The 18,110-nt window shown below is 39.7% G+C and carries 19 protein-coding genes and 1 pseudogene; 9 read left to right on the top strand and 11 right to left on the bottom strand.

Annotated elements, in window-relative coordinates:
• Both WA1_RS60390 and WA1_RS30010 read left to right on the top strand, forming a co-directional pair.
• A pseudogene (locus WA1_RS60390) lies at positions 1-485 on the top strand (phospholipid carrier-dependent glycosyltransferase); the annotation flags it as partial.
• 19 nt (positions 486-504) lie between these two features.
• The gene (locus tag WA1_RS30010; protein ID WP_017740622.1) at positions 505-1,290 is read left to right on the top strand and encodes a hypothetical protein; all 786 of its coding nucleotides are present in this window, start codon (positions 505-507) and stop codon (positions 1,288-1,290) included.
• Between the two features lie 91 nt (positions 1,291-1,381).
• On the opposite strand, the gene WA1_RS30005 is transcribed toward WA1_RS30010, so the two are convergent.
• Positions 1,382-2,293: an RpnC/YadD family protein gene (locus tag WA1_RS30005; RefSeq protein ID WP_017740623.1), complete on the bottom strand. Its 912-nt coding sequence runs from the start codon at positions 2,291-2,293 to the stop codon at positions 1,382-1,384.
• Positions 2,294-2,464: 171 nt separating this feature from the next.
• Here WA1_RS30005 and WA1_RS55590 point away from each other — a divergent pair, with 171 nt between their 5' ends.
• The gene (locus tag WA1_RS55590) at positions 2,465-2,617 is read left to right on the top strand and encodes a HAMP domain-containing histidine kinase (protein ID WP_017740624.1); all 153 of its coding nucleotides are present in this window, start codon (positions 2,465-2,467) and stop codon (positions 2,615-2,617) included.
• A 99-nt stretch (positions 2,618-2,716) separates the two neighbouring features.
• Positions 2,717-2,854, top strand: a complete 138-nt coding sequence (locus WA1_RS58265) for a hypothetical protein (RefSeq protein ID WP_017740625.1) — start codon at positions 2,717-2,719, stop codon at positions 2,852-2,854.
• Positions 2,855-2,875: 21 nt separating this feature from the next.
• On the opposite strand, the gene WA1_RS30000 is transcribed toward WA1_RS58265, so the two are convergent.
• The 3 genes from WA1_RS30000 to WA1_RS61385 form a co-directional block, all read right to left on the bottom strand.
• The gene (locus tag WA1_RS30000) at positions 2,876-3,442 is read right to left on the bottom strand and encodes a Uma2 family endonuclease (RefSeq protein ID WP_017740626.1); all 567 of its coding nucleotides are present in this window, start codon (positions 3,440-3,442) and stop codon (positions 2,876-2,878) included.
• Positions 3,443-3,503: 61 nt separating this feature from the next.
• On the bottom strand, positions 3,504-4,583 hold the full coding sequence (locus tag WA1_RS29995) for a TPM domain-containing protein (protein WP_272819257.1): 1,080 nt from the start codon (positions 4,581-4,583) through the stop codon (positions 3,504-3,506).
• A gap of 128 nt (positions 4,584-4,711) precedes the next feature.
• The gene (locus tag WA1_RS61385; protein WP_017740628.1) at positions 4,712-4,921 is read right to left on the bottom strand and encodes a hypothetical protein; all 210 of its coding nucleotides are present in this window, start codon (positions 4,919-4,921) and stop codon (positions 4,712-4,714) included.
• Between the two features lie 633 nt (positions 4,922-5,554).
• On the opposite strand from WA1_RS61385, the gene WA1_RS29985 reads away from it, so the two are divergent.
• A complete protein-coding gene (locus tag WA1_RS29985) occupies positions 5,555-8,035 on the top strand; it encodes a caspase, EACC1-associated type (protein ID WP_017740630.1) in 2,481 nt (826 codons plus the stop codon).
• Positions 8,036-8,249: 214 nt separating this feature from the next.
• On the opposite strand, the gene WA1_RS29975 is transcribed toward WA1_RS29985, so the two are convergent.
• The gene (locus WA1_RS29975) at positions 8,250-10,001 is read right to left on the bottom strand and encodes a hypothetical protein (RefSeq protein ID WP_017740632.1); all 1,752 of its coding nucleotides are present in this window, start codon (positions 9,999-10,001) and stop codon (positions 8,250-8,252) included.
• A gap of 80 nt (positions 10,002-10,081) precedes the next feature.
• Here WA1_RS29975 and WA1_RS29970 point away from each other — a divergent pair, with 80 nt between their 5' ends.
• Positions 10,082-10,996 carry a glycosyltransferase family 2 protein gene (locus tag WA1_RS29970; RefSeq protein ID WP_017740633.1) on the top strand — a complete coding sequence of 305 codons (915 nt, stop codon included), beginning with the start codon at positions 10,082-10,084 and terminating at the stop codon, positions 10,994-10,996.
• Positions 10,997-11,143: 147 nt separating this feature from the next.
• On the opposite strand, the gene WA1_RS29965 is transcribed toward WA1_RS29970, so the two are convergent.
• From WA1_RS29965 to WA1_RS60385, 3 genes are all read right to left on the bottom strand, one after another.
• Complete coding sequence (locus tag WA1_RS29965) at positions 11,144-11,389, bottom strand: type II toxin-antitoxin system Phd/YefM family antitoxin (RefSeq protein ID WP_017740634.1); 246 nt, start codon at positions 11,387-11,389, stop codon at positions 11,144-11,146.
• Positions 11,346-11,678 carry a type II toxin-antitoxin system RelE family toxin gene (locus WA1_RS29960; RefSeq protein WP_017740635.1) on the bottom strand — a complete coding sequence of 111 codons (333 nt, stop codon included), beginning with the start codon at positions 11,676-11,678 and terminating at the stop codon, positions 11,346-11,348. Before WA1_RS29960 ends, WA1_RS29965 begins: the two co-directional genes overlap by 44 nt.
• Before the next feature lie 165 nt (positions 11,679-11,843).
• Entirely contained in the window at positions 11,844-12,011 is a 168-nt protein-coding gene (locus WA1_RS60385; protein WP_272819256.1) for a hypothetical protein, read from the bottom strand.
• A gap of 505 nt (positions 12,012-12,516) precedes the next feature.
• Between WA1_RS60385 and WA1_RS29950 the strand changes: the two genes are divergently transcribed.
• The 3 genes from WA1_RS29950 to WA1_RS29940 all read left to right on the top strand — a co-directional run bounded on the left by WA1_RS29950 (position 12,517) and on the right by WA1_RS29940 (position 15,138).
• Positions 12,517-12,984: a MarR family winged helix-turn-helix transcriptional regulator gene (locus tag WA1_RS29950; protein WP_017740637.1), complete on the top strand. Its 468-nt coding sequence runs from the start codon at positions 12,517-12,519 to the stop codon at positions 12,982-12,984.
• A 230-nt stretch (positions 12,985-13,214) separates the two neighbouring features.
• Positions 13,215-14,492 carry an MFS transporter gene (locus tag WA1_RS29945; protein WP_017740639.1) on the top strand — a complete coding sequence of 426 codons (1,278 nt, stop codon included), beginning with the start codon at positions 13,215-13,217 and terminating at the stop codon, positions 14,490-14,492.
• 67 nt (positions 14,493-14,559) lie between these two features.
• Positions 14,560-15,138, top strand: a complete 579-nt coding sequence (locus tag WA1_RS29940; protein WP_017740640.1) for a Uma2 family endonuclease — start codon at positions 14,560-14,562, stop codon at positions 15,136-15,138.
• A gap of 177 nt (positions 15,139-15,315) precedes the next feature.
• Here the strand turns inward: WA1_RS29940 and WA1_RS29935 are convergent, their stop codons facing one another.
• The 3 genes from WA1_RS29935 to WA1_RS29925 form a co-directional block, all read right to left on the bottom strand.
• Positions 15,316-16,017, bottom strand: coding sequence for a tetratricopeptide repeat protein (locus WA1_RS29935; RefSeq protein ID WP_017740641.1), 702 nt, complete (start codon positions 16,015-16,017; stop codon positions 15,316-15,318).
• Positions 16,018-16,384: 367 nt separating this feature from the next.
• Positions 16,385-17,179 (bottom strand): Uma2 family endonuclease, encoded by a 795-nt coding sequence (locus tag WA1_RS29930; protein ID WP_017740642.1) that lies wholly within the window; start codon positions 17,177-17,179, stop codon positions 16,385-16,387.
• 90 nt (positions 17,180-17,269) lie between these two features.
• Entirely contained in the window at positions 17,270-18,106 is an 837-nt protein-coding gene (locus tag WA1_RS29925; protein WP_017740643.1) for a Uma2 family endonuclease, read from the bottom strand.
• Between the last annotated feature and the right edge of the window lie 4 nt (positions 18,107-18,110).

The raw sequence follows: 18,110 nt of genomic DNA, 5'->3' as shown, positions 1-18,110 counted from the left end.
GTGATGCGGAAGTTCGCAAGTACGCTGCTATAGGATTGGTATTGGGAATAGGTTGGCTGATTTTGCCTGCAATTTGGATTGCTCGTTACCATTATGGTCAAAAGTTTTTAACAGTTCGCTATTGGATAGCAGGGTGGTTAATTCCTGCTTGGTTAACTTTGGCTGTAGCCGGTGGTACTGGCATCATAGGTGACTATAACCCGGAAATGAAAGCTTTTATTCATCAGCCTGAGATTGCTCGAGTTTTGTCTTCTTCAGCCATTCATTTTGTCCAGACTGGTGGAAAAACTGGAGTTTTGCTTAATTTCTACACTCCTCATCACGGAGAGAAGGTACAACAAGTTTCTGAACTTCCGCCTGCTAGCTATGCTTGGATTCCTACAAAAAAAATGACTTCGGTATCTCAGCCTTATCGTCTTGTGGGTACTGTACAAAAGGTAAATTTAATTCAACTTCTGAATAACGATAAGCTAAAAGAAAAATAGATATTGTTGAAACAAAACCATGCAGCAGTCTAACTTCCGATTAGACAATGATTTTATTCGTCAACTTCTTACACTAGCTGCTATTATTGCTGCTTTTGTAGTGAATCTTATCTCTAATATCTTTCCATTGAATGGACTAAGTATTGGTGAAATTTCTAATACATTGTTTCGAGATGTTCTCATTATTCCTGCTAACTATGCCTTTGCAATTTGGGGTTTGATATACCTGGGTTTGTTTGCGTTTGCAGTTTATCAGTTTCTTCCCAATCAAAAGCAGGATTCAGATTTACGCAATATAGGTTATTTATTGGTCATTGCCAGTCTAGCTCAAAGTATCTGGGTGTATCTTTTTCTAGATAGACTTTTTTTTCTTTCAGTAATAGCAATGTTAGGAATTTTGCTACCTCTAATTGTTGCATACCTGCGATTGGAAGTTGGAAAAAATCCGGTTTCTCGTATCAAAAAGTGGTGCGTGTACTTTCCTATTAGTATTTACTTGGGATGGATTAGTGTAGCAACAATCGTGAATGTAGCTTGTGCTTTGTATACTCAAAATTGGAATGGAGGGGGAATTTCTGGGGAAGTATGGACGTTGATTTTGTTAATAGTAGCAGCAGTTGTTGCTATAGTGCTCGCAATTCAGCATCAAGACAGCGCTTACACGGGAGTGACAGTTTGGGCGTTGGTTGCTGTTGGTGTTAAAAATTGGGATAGGGAAACTGTAAGAAATTTGGCAATAGTTTTAGCGATCGCTCTTATTGTTATCCTTACTACTAGAGTCTTAGGTAGCAAACGATTGGGGTAAATGTTTGTGGTTTGCTCAAACAAAAACTCGGCAATGAACGTAAATATTGAACATTACCGAGTTTATATTTATTGAATTACTTTAAATCAAACTACTCAAACCGCGCCAATAAATCCTCGCGTGACAAGCTCGAAAACTGCAATAGCAAACCCGCATACTCAATAGCTGGTAAATTTAATATTGGCTGAACAATTGTCGCTAACTGTGAGTCAAACTCACCAAAACGCGCTTTAAGTAAGTTTTCCACAATTTCACGCCGCTCCTGCTCCTTGCCGATCTCCTTGCCGATCTCCTTGCCGATCTCCACTCCCCTCAGCTCGGTCTGTTGTTCCCATTCTAAGTAAGCTTGTGATAAATTCATAATTAATTCCCTTTCTTCGGCATCAATAAAGCTACTTACTTCTATACTAACTTTCCAAGTCGCAAGCAGCTTGACAACCGCAGAGCGTCTAATGTCTTCTTTCGGTAGAGCCATGACCTCGGCAATCGCTTGTTGCTGAATTAGCCCTTTACCTAAAATTCTCAACCATAGAGTTTCTGGAGTTTGGGGTAACTTATCAATTGCAATAATCCCAGTTAAAAACACTTTTGACGGAAAGTAAATACCTGGTAGCCAAGTTTCATCCTCGCTGGCAATCAATTTATTTAGCAACTTATCCGAAATTGCAGCAGCAATAATCCACAATCGTGGTAGTTCATCAGGCTCAATTGTTTCTTCATCTCGATTCGCTTGACGCTGCAAATCAGCTTCAAGGTGAATTAACTTTCCTAAACAGCTACGAATTTCTCTTTCAGTTGGTTGTTTGCGAAAAGGTTCTAGTAAACAGGGTGTTGCTGCTATTCGTGCTAAAATTCCTAATTCTTGTGAAGAGGTTGTCTCTGGAGTTGATGGCGTAAACCAAATATCAACAAACCTCGGTTCCCCTGGAATTTCATAATTTGTCCTTACCTCACCTAAGGGAGATAAAAATTCTTCAAAATACTGCGAGCGAAAATTGGTCAAAAGGGTTTTTAGTCATTGAATTTACGTACTGCCAAGAAAGCATATATACAAGTGTGAAATTCAAATAATCAAGTAAGTTTGATTAATAAATATTGAAAATAACATATATTGCCTACGCTTTGAAGAAACATGGAGAAAAGGGTAAAGGAAAAATAAACCTGTGTTTAACACATGCCTCGTCTAACACAAAAGTTACATGAAGTTTTTCTAGCTATTGCTCGTCAAATCATTGTTGACAAACATGGTGGGGCGATCGCAGTCAACTCCAACTTATGCGAGGGAACTGAGTTTGCGATCGAGCTTTCAGTCAAAGCCAATCATTGAATTTGGGATGGCGCTTTCCGCTCATTGCGAGACAAATCATTGGAGTGTCAGGTAAGATTCAGTAATTACCTATCGTTACGATACTTTTAGTGTTGAAATATGACTGAACTCCTTCGTCGTGTCATTGCAGAACTTGAAAAACTCCCGGACGAACAGCAGAATGAGATAGCGACTCGTCTTTTGGCTGAACTTAAAGATGAGCAAGCAAAGGACAGATCGCATTCAAGCAACAACTGATTTAAGTAAGGGAACTGAGTGCTAAAAAAACTTGCTGACTAAGCAGCTAAACCCAGGTAATATTGGGCTGGTTAGCTCATCTTGTCGGTATAGGGTAGCTATAAGCTTTAGTACCGCATTCTGACGGCGGTAAATCTCAACCGTTTGTTCTTTAAGATTCACAATCCAATATTCATGAACGCCTTGTACTGAGTACAACTTTAGCTTAGCTTCCCTGTCGCGTTTTTCATTCGCTTTACCAGGAGATAACACCTCAACAACCAACTCTGGAGCTGCAGTTAGATGTCCTGCTTCATCTAGCAATCGTTCCAAACGTTCCTTACTTGCCCAAACGACATCAGGAATGACATTATTTGATTCTGAAAAAACAATGCCAGGGGTAACTGCAGGTTGTCCCAATCCACTCTCGTCTGACCATAGCTTCAGTACGGTTCCAATGTTGATACAAACTGCTTGGTGCTTCCAATCTGGTGCTCTAGTCACAAACAATTCTCCGTCAATAATCTCGTAGCGATTGACGCGATCGCCTTCAAAAATTTGCAAGTCATAAGTAGTCCAACGAACTGGATTAGTGGTGGTTGACTGCATAAAATTCCTTGCGACTATAGACGCTTTCACTCACAGAAATTTATTTTATCTCTCATTTTATCTACCAACTCCCTCCATCACCACCGCCTCCACAGTCACCACCGGAACTACCACCTCCATCATAAGAACCACTTGAATAGTCAGAACTAATTACAGGTATGGTTTTGACATCTGCCTTGTAATAGTCGCAACAATAGCATTTTTCAATCACTATTTTTTGACCAGGGTTGGCTGCAGTGGCTTGTTGCAAAATCTGTGATGTACGTTCCACAGTTAATTCCTTACAGGTAGGACACATAGTAAATTTACGGCTCTCAGGTGCATAAGCACGTATATGGATTCCTGAATTGCTAGGGTTAGGATAACATTTTGGACACCTCCACCCCTCGAAACTAACGCTACCTAATGTTTGAGCAGCTTGCTCTGGTTTGCTCAGGTAAGAAATAAGCGATAATGAGTTCAGTTTCTCCATTGGCTGTCTGCATTGAGCGCATTTTGCCGCTTCATCGTTTTCAATTTTGTTCACCCGAGAACGACCATTTGGTTCAAGTAAAGGGTGACTTAGAGCTTTTGCGATCGCTACTGCACTTCCTATGACAGCAATTCCTATCAATCCCAAGAAAATTACTTCTGGATGATATTTAGCCATATCCTCCATATAACGGGATTGATTGCCTTCTAAAGAAGAAACAAGTGCTTGTGTTCCAGCGACTATCCCTGAAGAAAATTCTCCTAATTTAAATTGAGGAATGATTTGTAACTCAATAATTTCCTTCACACGTCTATTCGGTAAAACTGATGGAGTTCCTTCCCCAGTTTTAATCTCTACTCTACGGTCATCTTGAGAAATTAAAAATAATACACCATAGGTTTTTCCTCTTTTGCCAAGTCCCCAGCGATAGAAAAGGTCTCTTGCAAACTGCTTTGGGCTGGAACTAGGTGCTGTATCTGTTACTGTCACCACAGCTATTTCATTTCCAGTTTTCTTCTCCAAATTAGAAAGAACTTGATTCAATTGAGCTTCTGTTTCCGGGCTAAGTAAATTTGCCATATCTGTCACCCAACCTTGATTGTTTAAATGAGGGTTAGGAACTTCTCGGATATTGATAGCTTCTGCGGGTACAGAAATACAGAAAAGCACGAAACAAATTAAAGTTATCAACAGAGTTTTTTTAACATTTTTTTTGAAGTTTTTGGACTTTGAACAAAAAAAGACTTATTTGTGTAAAGCATTAACAAACAAGAATTTTAATTAATTTTAATTGTAGTTCACTCGCGTTCTTCTTGTAATTCCAGCAACGATGCTGGATATGATTGGTTCACAGGAAAGAAGACTGTAGGAGAAACATGAAAATAATCTGCAAGTTTTTGAATATGCTCAAGTGTTAGTTTGCGCTTTCCATTTAATCCGTGACAAACTATTGATTCCATTTTAAAAATAGGCACTAAATCTTTTTGACGAAGGTTTAATTCTGCCATCAAAACTTTGATAAGAACTATTCCATGTATATCCGGAATAATATCTTGTTTTTCTTCATCTTAGTAGATTAACGTTCCTAAGAGGCTTAAATAATCTTTTCCATCTTGACTTAATTTTTTTTTATCAAGCAAAGAATCTACTACAGCTTGAGTCTTTTCTAAATCTTCTTCAGATTTAATTAGGACGTGGGGGGAAAGCTTGTAGAAGTTCGATGTATTCAGTAATGTATGTCATTTTATCATTACATTATTTACACAATATTTAACAAAATTTTAAAGTACCTGAAATTCTTGCTGTCCAAGGGAAATACGTCAATTAGGTAAAAAGGCCTCAAGTTCAGTTAAATCAAGAGCCACAGAGAAATCGATGTAAAACCTTTACCAAATCTTTGTTTGAGGCTATTCTGAGCCTAGTTTTTTACTAAAGTCCCGTTACCAAAAACTGTCGTTTCAGCCATGAGTCTTTGCCCAGAAACCCGGTTTCTTTCGTGTGAGTGCTTAAGTCCTAAAACAAAACCATTAAAATGGAACTCGAAGCTAACGGTAAAAAACTCAAAGTCAAAGCTAGCACTCAGCAAAAATTAATTACCGCGATTGAACAAGCTCAAAAGTTTGTAACAGGAAGCTAAAGAAATGTCACAAACAGGGGAGAATAACGAAAGAGTAAAAGTTGCATTGCTGATTGGAGTCAGTGAATCTGGTCTTACCCCGTTGCCTGCCGCAATAAAAGATGTAAAGGCAATGCAAAGAGTTTTAAATAATTCAGAAATTGGTGGTTTTACAGTAAGGTCTCTGCCAAATCCCGAGCGACAAGCAATGGAGGAAGCCATCGAAACCTTATTTGAAGATCGTCAGAAGAATGACCTAGTACTGCTTTACTTCTCTGGTCATGGAATAAAAGATGAAAACGGTAGGCTTTATTTTGCAACTCGAAGCACTCGTAAAAATGAAAAGGGAGGGCTAGTTCAGGCAACAGTAGTTTCAGCTAGCTTTGTGCAGGAAATCATGAGAAAGAGTCCTTCTAAGCGACAGGTAGTGATTCTGGACTGTTGCTTTAGTGGTGCTTTTGCTGAGGACATGAGAGTCAAAGATGATGGTTCTGTCGATGTCGTAAATCAACTGGGTGGAGAGGGGAGGGCTATCCTCACCTCTTCGACTTCAACACAGTATTCTTTTGAGCAAAAGGGATCGGAGTTATCTATCTACACTCGTTATCTTGTCGAGGGTATTGAGACTGGAGCAGCAGATACAAATGACAACGGTGTAATTACGGTTGACGAATTGCATGAGTATGCAAAAAAGAAAGTTCAAGAAGCTGCACCAAGGATGAGACCCGAAATTTATCCAGTCAAAGAAGGTTTTACTATCAAACTGGCTAAAGCACCACTTGGCGATCCAAGGCTTAGATATCGTAAAGAAGTTGAACTTTTCTCTCGTCGCGGTGAAATTTCTCCCACAGGTCGTACAGCATTAGAGCAGTTTCAAGTTAAGTTAAAACTATCCTCTGAAGAAGCTATTGTAATTGAAAATGAGGTTTTACAACCTTACCGAGAGTACCAAAAAAGATTACAAGAATATGAGCAAGCATTAGTAAAAGAAGTAGAACGAAAATACCCTATTAGTAGTGATACTCAAGTCGAATTGCAACGTCTACAGCAAATTTTAGGACTTAGAAATGAAGATGTAGAACCTATTCAAACTCATATAATTGCGGAACAAGAAAAAAAAGACGTAGCCACTCCTATAAATGAAAATTATCTCATTTCTATACGTAGACGTTTTAGACAGTATATAGGAGTGTTGAGCATCGGAATCGTGGGAATAATTATTGGTGGCACTGTAGTGTCCTTAATGTCTCATACACCTCTCATAAATTCCTGTGCTAATAAGCAGTATGTAAGCGACAATAATATTAGCTTGGGTGATAAAATTTTAGTGCAAGAAGATAGAAATCCTAACAAAGAATCTGGGGTTAAAGCACTTGCTAAGGGGAATTGTGAGAACGCTATTCAAAACTTCAATTCATCTCTGAAAGACAATCGGAATGACCCCGAAGCATTAATCTACTTGAACAACGCTAAGTCTCGTCTGGGAGTCGCTCAACTTACAATTGCAGTCAGTGTACCCATTGGTCGTAACCCGAATGTAGCAAAAGAGATACTGCGCGGTGTGGCTCAAGCTCAAGATGAAGTGAATCGCGATAACGGGATTAATGGCAAGCTATTACAGGTAGAGATCGCTAATGATAATAATGAACCTACCTTAGCCCAAAATATTGCTACCCAGTTTGTCAATGATGCCAGCATTTTAGCTGTAGTGGGACATAACGCTAGTGAGGCTTCCATTTCCGCTGCGCCAGTGTATCAACAAAGAGGGTTAGTTATGATCTCTCCCACCAGTTTTGCACTAAACTCTGATGAGATTGGCAACTATATATTCCGCACTGTTCCCAGGAGTGATGTTCTTGCTGTTACCCTTTCTAATTACGTTACTAATAAAATTGCCAAAAACAATATTGCCATTTGTTTCGATTCCAAATCTATCGAAGCTCAGTCTTTCAAAACTATTTTTAAGAAAACAATAGAGGCTGCTGGTCGCAATGTTAATCCTACACATTGTGATTTTTCTGACTCAAACTTCAATCCAATTGCAGTCATTTCTCAAGCTATAAACACTGGAGCAGATGGCTTGTTCTTAGCTCCTCATATAAACAGAATTCAAAAAGCTCTAGAATTAGCAAAAGCTAATCAAGCCAGTAAAAGACGGTTAGATCTATTTGGAAATTCCACGCTTTACACAAATCAAACCCTAAAGGATGGGCAAGCCAATGTCAACGGCATAATACTTGTTGTAACTTGGTATCCTACGGCAACTTCAGATAATTCATTTCTCACAAATTCTAAGCAACTTTGGGGTGGACTTGTGACATGGCGAACGGCGATGGCTTATAAGGCGACTAAGGCGATTATTACAGGTTTACAGCAAAATACTACTCGTGAAGGACTCCAACAAGCGATGCAAAGTCAAACTTTAAGCAATGGTAATGCCATCTTAGTCAAAGTTAGATCAAATCCTCGCACTGACACAGGTTATGAGTTTGTGCAACTAAAGTAAAAGGACTCTTGCTTATATAGCAAGAGTTGTCAGTTATTCCCCAGTGACTGGAGCGGTTGCGATCGCAACCGCTACGCGAATAGGCTTAGGGACTTCCAAATAAAAAAATATCCAACTTTCTCTTGTAGTGCGGTGCTCACAACCCGCTACTGATTTAGAACGGGCGTCCTCGCCCGTTCCACAATCACCGGATAATTTATTTTTTGGACATCCCTTAATTAAAATTTGTTTTTTTAGCAACACATTCTGCGTCTAACAATATCGATTCTCCAGCACTGAACGCAGTACAATCTTGCACAACCTTGGCTAAAGCGGGAACTGTTGCTTTTTGCAAACTCTCTAAGGTTTCTTTCATCAATTTTGCTAGCATATCATCTGGCAATTTTGGTGATAAATACTGCCGCAACCATTTTGTTTTTGTGATGTATTCTGGAGCAAAGACTCCTTTTTCTATTAAAAAGAAATCAACACCATATTTTTGAATCAAATTTCGGGTATCTGCTAGATCGGAACTATAATGAGCGCGAATTAAATCAGCTAGTCGTTGGCGAAGTTGGCGGTAATAACCAACATGATAAGCGATCGCATATTCACTACCAACTAAAATAGGACGTTGAGCAAAACTAGGTATGTTATTAGCTTCCCCTACCAAAGATGCTATGAGGGTATCTTTGGGATATTGTTGCAGAAATTGATATAAACCTGTTGTTTGACCTACTACATACGTATTACGGGGAAAGTTATTGTTCCAAAAAATATTGGGATAGAAAACAACGAATGCCCCAATGATAACTGTTGACAAAATTGCTAAAAGCTTGCGTTTCCGACTTGTGTTAAGAACGGCATCTAATATTAACGTGAGTGCGATCGCAGTAGCTAGAGCTAGAACAATTTTAGAACTATGCACTGTGAATCGGCTTGGAAGATACAGCTTGAACAGCAGAATATGCGCTGCAAAAAACAAAAATAAGGAAGCAACTATTAGATGAATCAGTATAGAAATATTCTTTCTTACCTGTTGAACGAGTGGGAAACGCTCTTTCAATCGCAGCAACAGAGGTAAAAAGAGTCCCAGAAAAACTATCGGTGGATTGAACGATATTCTTAGCCCAGCACGGCTTGCACTCAACCAAAATCGCCATGGATTGTCATCATGAAAAAAGCTCATTCTTCCTGATGAAAGAAACTCTGGTAATGTTCTTGCTTCTTTCACAGTGACTAAGGGCCCAAATTGCGAAGCATCTAAAAAATAAGGAAGCAGACTTCCCAATCCAACCACTATCCCCAATCCGCAAAACCAATAATCGCTACGTTCTCTAGACAATCGTGGTAAACCATTTTGAACCTGAAAAATTTGCAAAATTAAAACGCCAACGGATATCAGCACAAATCCAGGGTAGAATAATCCCAGCAGTGCTAGAAATACAAGGCATGGAAATAAAGAGCGTTTTAGTAGATAGTAAGTAAAGGCAAAGAAAAAAGGATATAGGAAAGCTCTAGATGTTGCTGAAAGGAGATCGTCTCCCAGCCATAAACCCTGATTCAGTATCACCGTACCGATAAAGCCCGTGACTGGTATTGGCAAAATTTCAACGCAAACACCAAAGCAATACACAGTTGTCATGACACCCAGCAGAACTGGTACAATATTACTAGCTAAGATTGGGTTAATTCCTACGATTGCTAGTATTTGATAAAAAGCTTTGTACCCTAGTGGCGAAATGGATTCAAAGTAATCGGTTATCAAATCTTTTGGAAACAATTCGTTATCTACAAATCGTTGCATCCAAAAAATATGCTGTCGAGCGTCATCTTGAATGATGTATTGATGCTGAAAGGTTGGTAATATAGCAATAACACTATAAATAGTTGCCACAGCTATACTTAGCGTCAACCAAAAGATTGTATAGCTTTTCGTTTTTTTAGTTAAAGCGGTAAATGGATGATATATGTCAGTTGCTGCCATTTTTGTTAATGTTTAATGTTTAAATAATTAGACATAATATAATTGACTGGTCAATATAATATAACTTTTACGAAATCATTATGCAGCCAGACACGCGAACAGGTAAAGATTCTCAATTTACACAATCTGTATGTCCAGCTTTTTCGCTTGTTCTGCCTGTATATAACGAAGAAAAAAGCATTGCAGCAACATTAAATAATTTGCGCCGTACCCTTAACTTAGCTAATTGTGAGTACGAAATCATTGTGGTTAACGATGGCTCTACAGATGAAACTAGTGATATTTTAAGCTCCCACGGTGACATTCGTATAATTGACCATATCAGAAATCGGGGATATGGTGCAGCGCTAAAATCAGGAATTCGCCAAGCTAAGTATCCTCTGATTGTCATTACTGATGCTGATGGGACTTATCCTAACGAACGGATTCCAGAATTAGTGGCTCTTACCAACCAGGCTGATATGATTGTTGGAGCTAGAATAGGGAACAATGTCACCTACTCACAACTCCGTAAAATCCCAAAGTGGTTTTTAGTCCGTTTTGCTGAATGGATTGCCATGACGAGCATTCCAGACTTGAATAGTGGGTTAAGGGTGTTCCGTAAAAGCATCGTTGAGGAATTTTTAAATATCCTACCTGATACCTTCAGCTTTACCACCACTATTACATTAGCGATGCTTACCAATCACTACATCGTTCATTATGTCCCTATTGACTACCATCATCGGGTAGGTAAGAGCAAGATTAAACCCATTCAGGATACTTTACGTTTTGTGCAACTCATTCTGCGCGTAGGAGTGTATTTTGCGCCTTTACGCGTTTTTTTACCTGTCGCTGGGTTATTTTTCGCTTGTTTTCTGATTACACTCTGTCAAGATATCTTTATTAGACGCGATTTAACTGAGCGTACTTTGATTCTCTTTGTTGCTGCTACTCAATTGGGTATGTTTGCTTTACTAGCTGATATGATTGACAAACGTAGTGGGAAAAGGTAAATTGCCCCTCATCCCCAACCCTTCTCCCTTGGGGAGAAGGGAGCGAGCATTCATTTCCTGAAGAGTCCACGTTGGAAGTGGGTATACACCACGGATAAAGCCGTCTTTCATTATTGGCTTCACGTCTTACAATTACTTTTGTAAATATTAAATATCTAAATCCTCCAGTTTTACACCTTTCCCTTCACGTAAACTTTGCCGCGATTTCTGAATCCGCTTTAAAAAACGTGAATCATTCTCTAGTTGGTAATCAAATAAATCTTCATCTGACTGTAACCCAATCAAAATTCCAATTGGTTTTCCATTATTGATAATAACTATTTCTTCGTTTTCAGCTAATTCTAAATATCTAGATAGATCGCTCTGAATTTCCGCTAGGGCTACTTCCTTCATCTGGTTCTCCTTCTTGCGCTAACCAAGTTTCTGCTTCTAATTTTGGCACAATCGCCAAAATCTCTACAGTCTCATCAGTTACGTCGTAAAAAACTCGTATTTCATCTACCCGAAGACGATATTGGGGTCTAGACATCCCTCGTAAACGTTTAATTCTACTTTTACTAACTTTTGTTGGTTCGTATTTTAAAAAAGTTTCTATCGCTTCTCTAACTTTTTGACGCACATCTGCCCTAAGACCGCGTAAGTCTTCTACAGCTTCCGGTGCTAGGATGATTTCATAGGGCATATCGTGTTTATTTTAACGGGACAAACGCATTTTAATATAACTTGACAAATATATATATATGTTAAGAAGAAGGACAAGCAGCGTTTGCGATCGCTAAGGGATGATTGTACAGAATTAATGAAACATAGTCAGTATCTAAAATATGTAGAGACACTAAAACTCCCTTTACAAATAATAAGAAGGGTCAACTTCAGATTCATCATTACTATTTCGCTCGGCTCGAATTGTCTGCATAATTTCCTGAAAATCTGAATCGTCTTTGAAAACACCCGCAAATTTTATCCAAGCAGGTTCTGAAGCCTGAACTGGCACATCCGGTCGAGATTGTTTCAATATGCTTAAGCCGTTCTAAAAATGCAGCTTTAATTTGGGTAATAGCTTCTTCTCTGTTTGGTGCTTCTACTCGACAGTCGGGCAACTCAAATACAGAAGCAGCAACATGCCCGGAGGCAAGATTTTCTAGTAGAATTGTTCCCTTCAGATTTGCGGATCTTTGCATACTGGCAGCGTTTCCATAAGCATTACTTGAAGCTAGGTTCTCGTAATGCTTGGTTCGGTACACCTACTCTAACTTTCTTCTGCGGGTGACGGCTTGGCGAACACCGGAAATCTTGGGTTTCCACGCGCTTCGGCACAAGCAGGGGAGTCCAACTCCCCATCCGTCTGTGAAGGTGTAAATCCTTCAAGGTAGGTTTGATTGACCGCTATCTTTCCGGTTGAAGAGATTTGCTCATGTGTGAGTAGATCTGAGTAGACTTTACCGAGCGGTATAACGGCAATCTCTTGCTAATCAATACTAAAATAGTATAATAATATTAAGCATACTAAGTAATTAGATATGGTCCCTAAGCCACACAATTCTCAAGATTTGGCGTCTTGGCAGCAAGTTCGCGCTCCCTATGGGACTGGCTATCGCATCAAACTTCTTTCACAACTCCTGGCTCGCAAATTTACAGAACGCTTGGAACCGTTTGGATTGACACCCTTTCACTGGGTTGTTCTGTGCTGTTTGTGGGAAGAAGACGGGTTACCGACATCTAGTATAGGGGAAAAACTACAACAAGTTGGCGGTACGTTAACTGGTGTCCTAGATAGAATGGAAGAACGAAAATTGATTCGTCGAGAACGGGATTCTCGCGATCGCCGCATCTGGCGCATCTGGTTAACAGACGCAGGTAAGGAACTCGAAACGGTGTTACCACCCATCGCCGTTGAGATTCGCGAGCAAGCAATGCGGGGTATTTCCTACGCCGAACGCGAGATGTTTTCCCAATTTCTTAGTAAGGCAATTGACAATCTTTCATAGAAAAACACCCGATTGGGTGATGCGATCTGAAAATTTTCCTTGGAAAATATTACGCATACTAAATAAGTTTTTCTCAATAAATACTACGCACTCTAAACAATTTCCAAAAATCATTCAGCATTCAATCTCTTCCAAAAGCAGTGGTACTGCTCTCTCCCCGTAGAGAGCAGTTAGCGTTAGAGTCTGATGATATTTATGAAGATATGTTACAGGTATAAAACCAACCTTTTATGAACACGCGATCGCCCATAAGCAAACTACTGCCACCCGCATTAAAGTCAAAAAACTATCAATTATTTTTTATTGGACAAGGCATTTCTCTGATTGGATCTTGGATGACTCAATTGGCTACAATTTGGCTGGTTTACGATTTAACCAACTCCGCCTTTATGTTAGGTGTTATCGGCTTTACCAGTCAAATTCCTAGCTTTTTTCTAACTCCTTTTGGTGGGGTATTTGTCGATCGCTTTTCCCGTCAACGAACTCTCATTGGTACACAAATACTAGCAACGATACAGTCTTTGGCGTTAGCAGTATTAGCATTTACTGGGACTATCCAAATTTGGCACATCATTGTTCTAAGTTTGTTTCAAGGATTTATTAATGCCTTTGATGCACCAGCCAGACAAGCATTTGTGCCAGAGTTAGTGGAACGTAGAGACGATTTAGCCAATGCTATTGCCATTAACTCAACCATGTTTAATGGGGCGAGGTTAATTGGTCCTGCAATTGGGGGATTACTTATTGCCAGAGTTGGTACTGCTTATTGTTTTCTCATTGATGGGTTGAGTTATATAGCAGTCATTCTAGCTTTACTGGCAATGAAAATTAAGCCTTTACGAATGACAGCAACTCATGGCAACCCTCTAGTAGAAATTAAAGAAGGATTTGCCTATGCTTTTGGGTTTGCACCCATTCGAGCTATCTTATTAATATCAGCTTTAGTCAGCTTTTTTGGAATGCAATACACGGTTCTTGCTCCAGTTTTTGCAGAACAAATCCTCAAAGGTGGTGCAGAAACTTTAGGTTTCTTAATGGCAGGTTCGGGAGTTGGAGCGTTAAGTGGTGGGATTTATTTAGCAACACGAACAACCGTCGTAGGGCTTGGAAAACTGATTGTGTTAGGTCCGACTGTTTTAGGAATTGGTTTAATTGCCTTTGCCATATCGCGCCTACTTCCAATTTCTTTGCTCACAATGCTGTTGATTGGTTTAGGCACAATTCTTCAAATTGCCAGTGGTAACACAGTTTTACAGACCATTGTTAAGGAAAATATGCGCGGACGAGTCATGAGCTTATATACAATGTCATTTTTAGGCACGATCCCCTTTGGTAATTTAGTGGGAGGTGCATTAGCTCGTCAAATCGGTGTTCCTACAACTTTAATCATTGATGGTATAGTTTGTATTTTAGGTTCCATATATTTTGCCAGACAGTTACCCTCCTTAAGAAAATTAGTTTATCCAATTTTTGTTGAAAAAGGTATTGTAGTCAGTGCCAAAGGATAATTCACTTTTTAAAATAGTGCAATCAGTTTATAATGGCTACTAAATTATAGATAAATAAAGCACTAAAATGGTTACTAGCAGGCACGAATACTACATTTCACCAGAAGAATATTTAGAAGCTGAGAAATCCAGTCAAATTAAACACGAATATATTGATGGGCAAGTTTTTGCAATGACGGGAGCAAGCGATGCTCACGTTACCATCACTATAAATTTATCAATCCTCTTGCGAAATCATCTTCGGGGTAGCAGTTGCCGTCTTTACGCGGTTGATATGAAAGCACAAATTGAAGCCTTAAATTGCTACCACTATCCTGATGTCATGGTTACCTGTGATGCAAGAGATAGAGAATTTGAATACTTTAAAAAGTTTCCTTGCTTAATTGTAGAAGTGCTTTCCGATTCAACAGAAGCGTTAGACAGAGGTAAAAAGTTTGCTAACTACCGACACTTAGAAACACTTCAAGAATATGTCCTCATTTCCCAAGACACAATGATTGTGGAGTGTTTCCGCCGCAATCAGGAAGGTCGATGGGAACTTTTTTCGTTTGAAAAAGACGAAGAAGTGCATTTAGCAAGTGTTGATTTTCGTTGCCCAATAGTAGCAATCTATGAAGATGTTACTTTAGCTGGAGAACCATCATGAAAAATTTTAAAGTAGTAGGGCTATGCCGCACAAAATATCATGTGGTGGGCTTTAGCCCTACCTACATACAGTTCAAAAATCAAATAGGAGTCCTATATAGGATATAAGTATCAACAAACAATTATGCTAAAACTTTCTTAGCGTCTTTGCACCTTTGCGTGAAATAATTTTATGAATTTACATCGCAGTCAGTATTTGCTCTGTTCTTTCAATTTGTTCTTGAGTAAAAGCCGCTTGCTTAAGATGACTTAAAAAAGAGCGATCGCGATACCTAGAATCCAACTGTATAGCTTTTGTATAGACTTGTTTAGCAGCATCTTTATCGCCATTATCCCAATAAGCGATCGCAGCAGCAACCAAAGGATGAGGATTACTAGGCTCTAATGTAGCAGCACGTTCAGCACAAATAATAGCAAAGTTATAAACTTGTAGCCGATGTAAAGACAAACTCAAATTAAAGTAAGCAATTTCATTATTCGGTTTGAGAATAGCAGCCCAAGCGTGAACTAATGTTGCGACTGGTACATTGCCATCAACTAAATAGACAATTCCCAAAGCATTGTAAGCAGGAACAAACAACGGTTCTTGATAGATAGCTTGCCATAAAGAGATAGCCGCATCTTTTTCCTGACCTGCTAAATGCTGTGTCCAACCCAAATTCACGCGTCCCATGATATTTTTCGGTTCGAGTTCCACAGATTTTTGCATTGCTGTAATGGCTTCAGGAAACCGTCCTTGTTGGCGATACAACAGCCCTAATTGTCGGTACTCACCACCAGACTTTGCAGCCAGAGAAGATGGAATCAAAGCAAAAGTCAAAAATAAACTGGTACAAATTCCACTTGTTAATTTTGCTTTTGCTAGTTTCAACATCTTCATTTCGAGTTTCCTTTTATTTGGATAAAAAACTGCAGAGGCGCAGAGGAGAAGAAGAGAGTAAGCTTAAGAATTGCTTGACCTATCAGAATTTATGTGGCGGACTACTAGTAGTCTGTAAACTCACAAGTGACGAGTGAAAAAAACCGCAAAGACGCAAAGAGCGCAAAGTAAGAGGGAAAGAAGATGAGGATGGACATTAGAAAATATCGTAGTGTAAGTTTTTTTCAAAACTTCTAAAGCAGAATATTGGTGTGGTTCCGTTATTTCGATGAAATTATATTTCATAAACAAAATTTACTTCACTTTTTCTACCAATAGACCACTGGTTTCAATATCTTCATTTCGAGGTTCCTTTCTGAAGTTTCAGCTAATCCAATAATTCTGGATTAATTCCTAACGCATTCAGTTGTTCCGGAGAAAGCGATCGCAATTTTTCTACAATTTCCTCTCGCTTTTGTCGCTCAATATCGGCCCTTTGTCGCTCAGCCTCAGCACGTTCTTCACCTGTCAGAAGCAAATTTCCCTCAGCATCCCACCATCGCAACCACGGCAATTCTGCATTTTGATACCGTCCTTGCCAAATTCCTAACTCTACTCCCATTGGTGTAATAGCATAATGACCCCTTTCATTGGGTGTTATCAGTTGATAGGCATTATCTACGAGACGGTATACTTCTACCCCCGCTTTTTCTACTTCATAAATCGCATAATAAGGAATGCGGATCGCCTGCTCGTAAACCCAAAACTTCCCAACTTTCCCTTCTCCTCCTTGTGATGGCGAAGTTTTATCTCGTTCTTCACTCCCATCACCTGAGACAAATTCGATCGCAATCAACGGTGCAACATATTCCTTCCACAAAACGTAAGAACGGCGCATTTTGCCCTTAAGAGTTGGCGGTACGTTCGGGACGTAGAACCAGTCCGGTGCTTCAGCCCCCCTCTCTGGGGGATCTATTAACCGCCAGTAGATACCAGAATCTTGACCGATACAGTACTGACCATCAGGATGCAGCGTTTCCAAAACAGGTTTAATCGAATCTGTCAGTAGAATACTTTGAGGATGTTCTTGTAAGTTTTTCACAAATGTCCCGTCCGAGTCAGGCAATTGCGTGTGGTCGGGTAAACTCAGCACTGAGTCAGTTGGTGTAGTGACAGAAGTCATAAGATTTACCATTTCTTTATTAGGTGCGACTAGGGATTGGGGACTAGGAAATTAACCTCTATTGCTCGTTACTCATTTTTAGAGTTTCAGCTAATCCAATAATTCTGGATTAATTCCCAATGCGTTAAGCTGTTCTGGAGAAAGCGATCGCAATTTTTCTACAATTTCCTCCCGCTTTTGTCGCTCAAGCTCAGCTCTTTGTTGCTCAGCATTGGCTCTTTGTTGCTCAGCATTGGCTCTTTGTTGCTCAACCTCAGCACGTTCTTCACCTGTCAGAAGTAAATTTCCCTCAGCATCCCACCAGCGCAACCACGGCAATTCTGCATTTTGATACCGTCCTTGCCAAATTCCTAACTCTACTGCCATGGGTGTAATGGCATAATGACCTCTTTCATTGGGTGTCATTAGCTGATAAGCATTACCTACGAGACGGTATACTTCTACCCCCGCTTTTTCGACTTCATAAATCGCATAATAAGGAATGCGGAGCGCCTGCTCGTAAACCCAAAACTTCCCAACTTTCCCTTCTCCTCCTTGTGATGGCGAAGATTTATCCCGTTCTTCACTCCCATCACCTGAGACAAATTCGATCGCAATCAATGGTGCAACATACTCCTTCCACAAAACGTAAGAACGGCGCATTTTGCCATTAAGAGTTGGCGGTACGTTCGGGACGTAGAACCAGTCCGGTGCTTCAGCCCCCCTCTCTGGGGGATCTATTAATCGCCAATAGATACCAGAATCTTGACCGATACAATATTGACCGTCAGGATGCAGAGTTTCTAAAACAGGTTTAATCGAATCTGTTAGTAAAATACTTTGAGGATGTTCTTGTAAGTTTTTCACAAATGTCCCGTCCGAGTCAGGCAATTGCCTGTGGTCGGGTAAACTCAGTACTGAGTCAGTTGGTGTAGTGACAGAAGTCATAAGA

Origin of the sequence: Scytonema hofmannii PCC 7110, from assembly GCF_000346485.2 — a bacterium.
Lineage (GTDB): Bacteria > Cyanobacteriota > Cyanobacteriia > Cyanobacteriales > Nostocaceae > Scytonema > Scytonema hofmannii.
This window is presented reverse-complemented; position numbering and strand designations above follow the sequence as displayed.

What these genes read in the sequence shown, in the direction of transcription:
- WA1_RS30010 (WP_017740622.1), top strand. Translation starts at nt 505, where the DNA reads ATGCAGCAGTCTAACTTCCGATTAGACAATGATTTTATTCGTCAACTT.
- WA1_RS55590 (WP_017740624.1), top strand. Translation starts at nt 2,465, where the DNA reads ATGCCTCGTCTAACACAAAAGTTACATGAAGTTTTTCTAGCTATTGCT.
- WA1_RS58265 (WP_017740625.1), top strand. Translation starts at nt 2,717, where the DNA reads ATGACTGAACTCCTTCGTCGTGTCATTGCAGAACTTGAAAAACTCCCG.
- WA1_RS30000 (WP_017740626.1), bottom strand. Translation starts at nt 3,442, where the DNA reads ATGCAGTCAACCACCACTAATCCAGTTCGTTGGACTACTTATGACTTG.
- WA1_RS61385 (WP_017740628.1), bottom strand. Translation starts at nt 4,921, where the DNA reads ATGGCAGAATTAAACCTTCGTCAAAAAGATTTAGTGCCTATTTTTAAA.
- WA1_RS29985 (WP_017740630.1), top strand. Translation starts at nt 5,555, where the DNA reads ATGTCACAAACAGGGGAGAATAACGAAAGAGTAAAAGTTGCATTGCTG.
- WA1_RS29975 (WP_017740632.1), bottom strand. Translation starts at nt 10,001, where the DNA reads ATGGCAGCAACTGACATATATCATCCATTTACCGCTTTAACTAAAAAA.
- WA1_RS29970 (WP_017740633.1), top strand. Translation starts at nt 10,082, where the DNA reads ATGCAGCCAGACACGCGAACAGGTAAAGATTCTCAATTTACACAATCT.
- WA1_RS29965 (WP_017740634.1), bottom strand. Translation starts at nt 11,389, where the DNA reads ATGAAGGAAGTAGCCCTAGCGGAAATTCAGAGCGATCTATCTAGATAT.
- WA1_RS29960 (WP_017740635.1), bottom strand. Translation starts at nt 11,678, where the DNA reads ATGCCCTATGAAATCATCCTAGCACCGGAAGCTGTAGAAGACTTACGC.
- WA1_RS29950 (WP_017740637.1), top strand. Translation starts at nt 12,517, where the DNA reads ATGGTCCCTAAGCCACACAATTCTCAAGATTTGGCGTCTTGGCAGCAA.
- WA1_RS29945 (WP_017740639.1), top strand. Translation starts at nt 13,215, where the DNA reads ATGAACACGCGATCGCCCATAAGCAAACTACTGCCACCCGCATTAAAG.
- WA1_RS29940 (WP_017740640.1), top strand. Translation starts at nt 14,560, where the DNA reads ATGGTTACTAGCAGGCACGAATACTACATTTCACCAGAAGAATATTTA.
- WA1_RS29935 (WP_017740641.1), bottom strand. Translation starts at nt 16,017, where the DNA reads ATGAAGATGTTGAAACTAGCAAAAGCAAAATTAACAAGTGGAATTTGT.
- WA1_RS29930 (WP_017740642.1), bottom strand. Translation starts at nt 17,179, where the DNA reads ATGACTTCTGTCACTACACCAACTGACTCAGTGCTGAGTTTACCCGAC.
- WA1_RS29925 (WP_017740643.1), bottom strand. Translation starts at nt 18,106, where the DNA reads ATGACTTCTGTCACTACACCAACTGACTCAGTACTGAGTTTACCCGAC.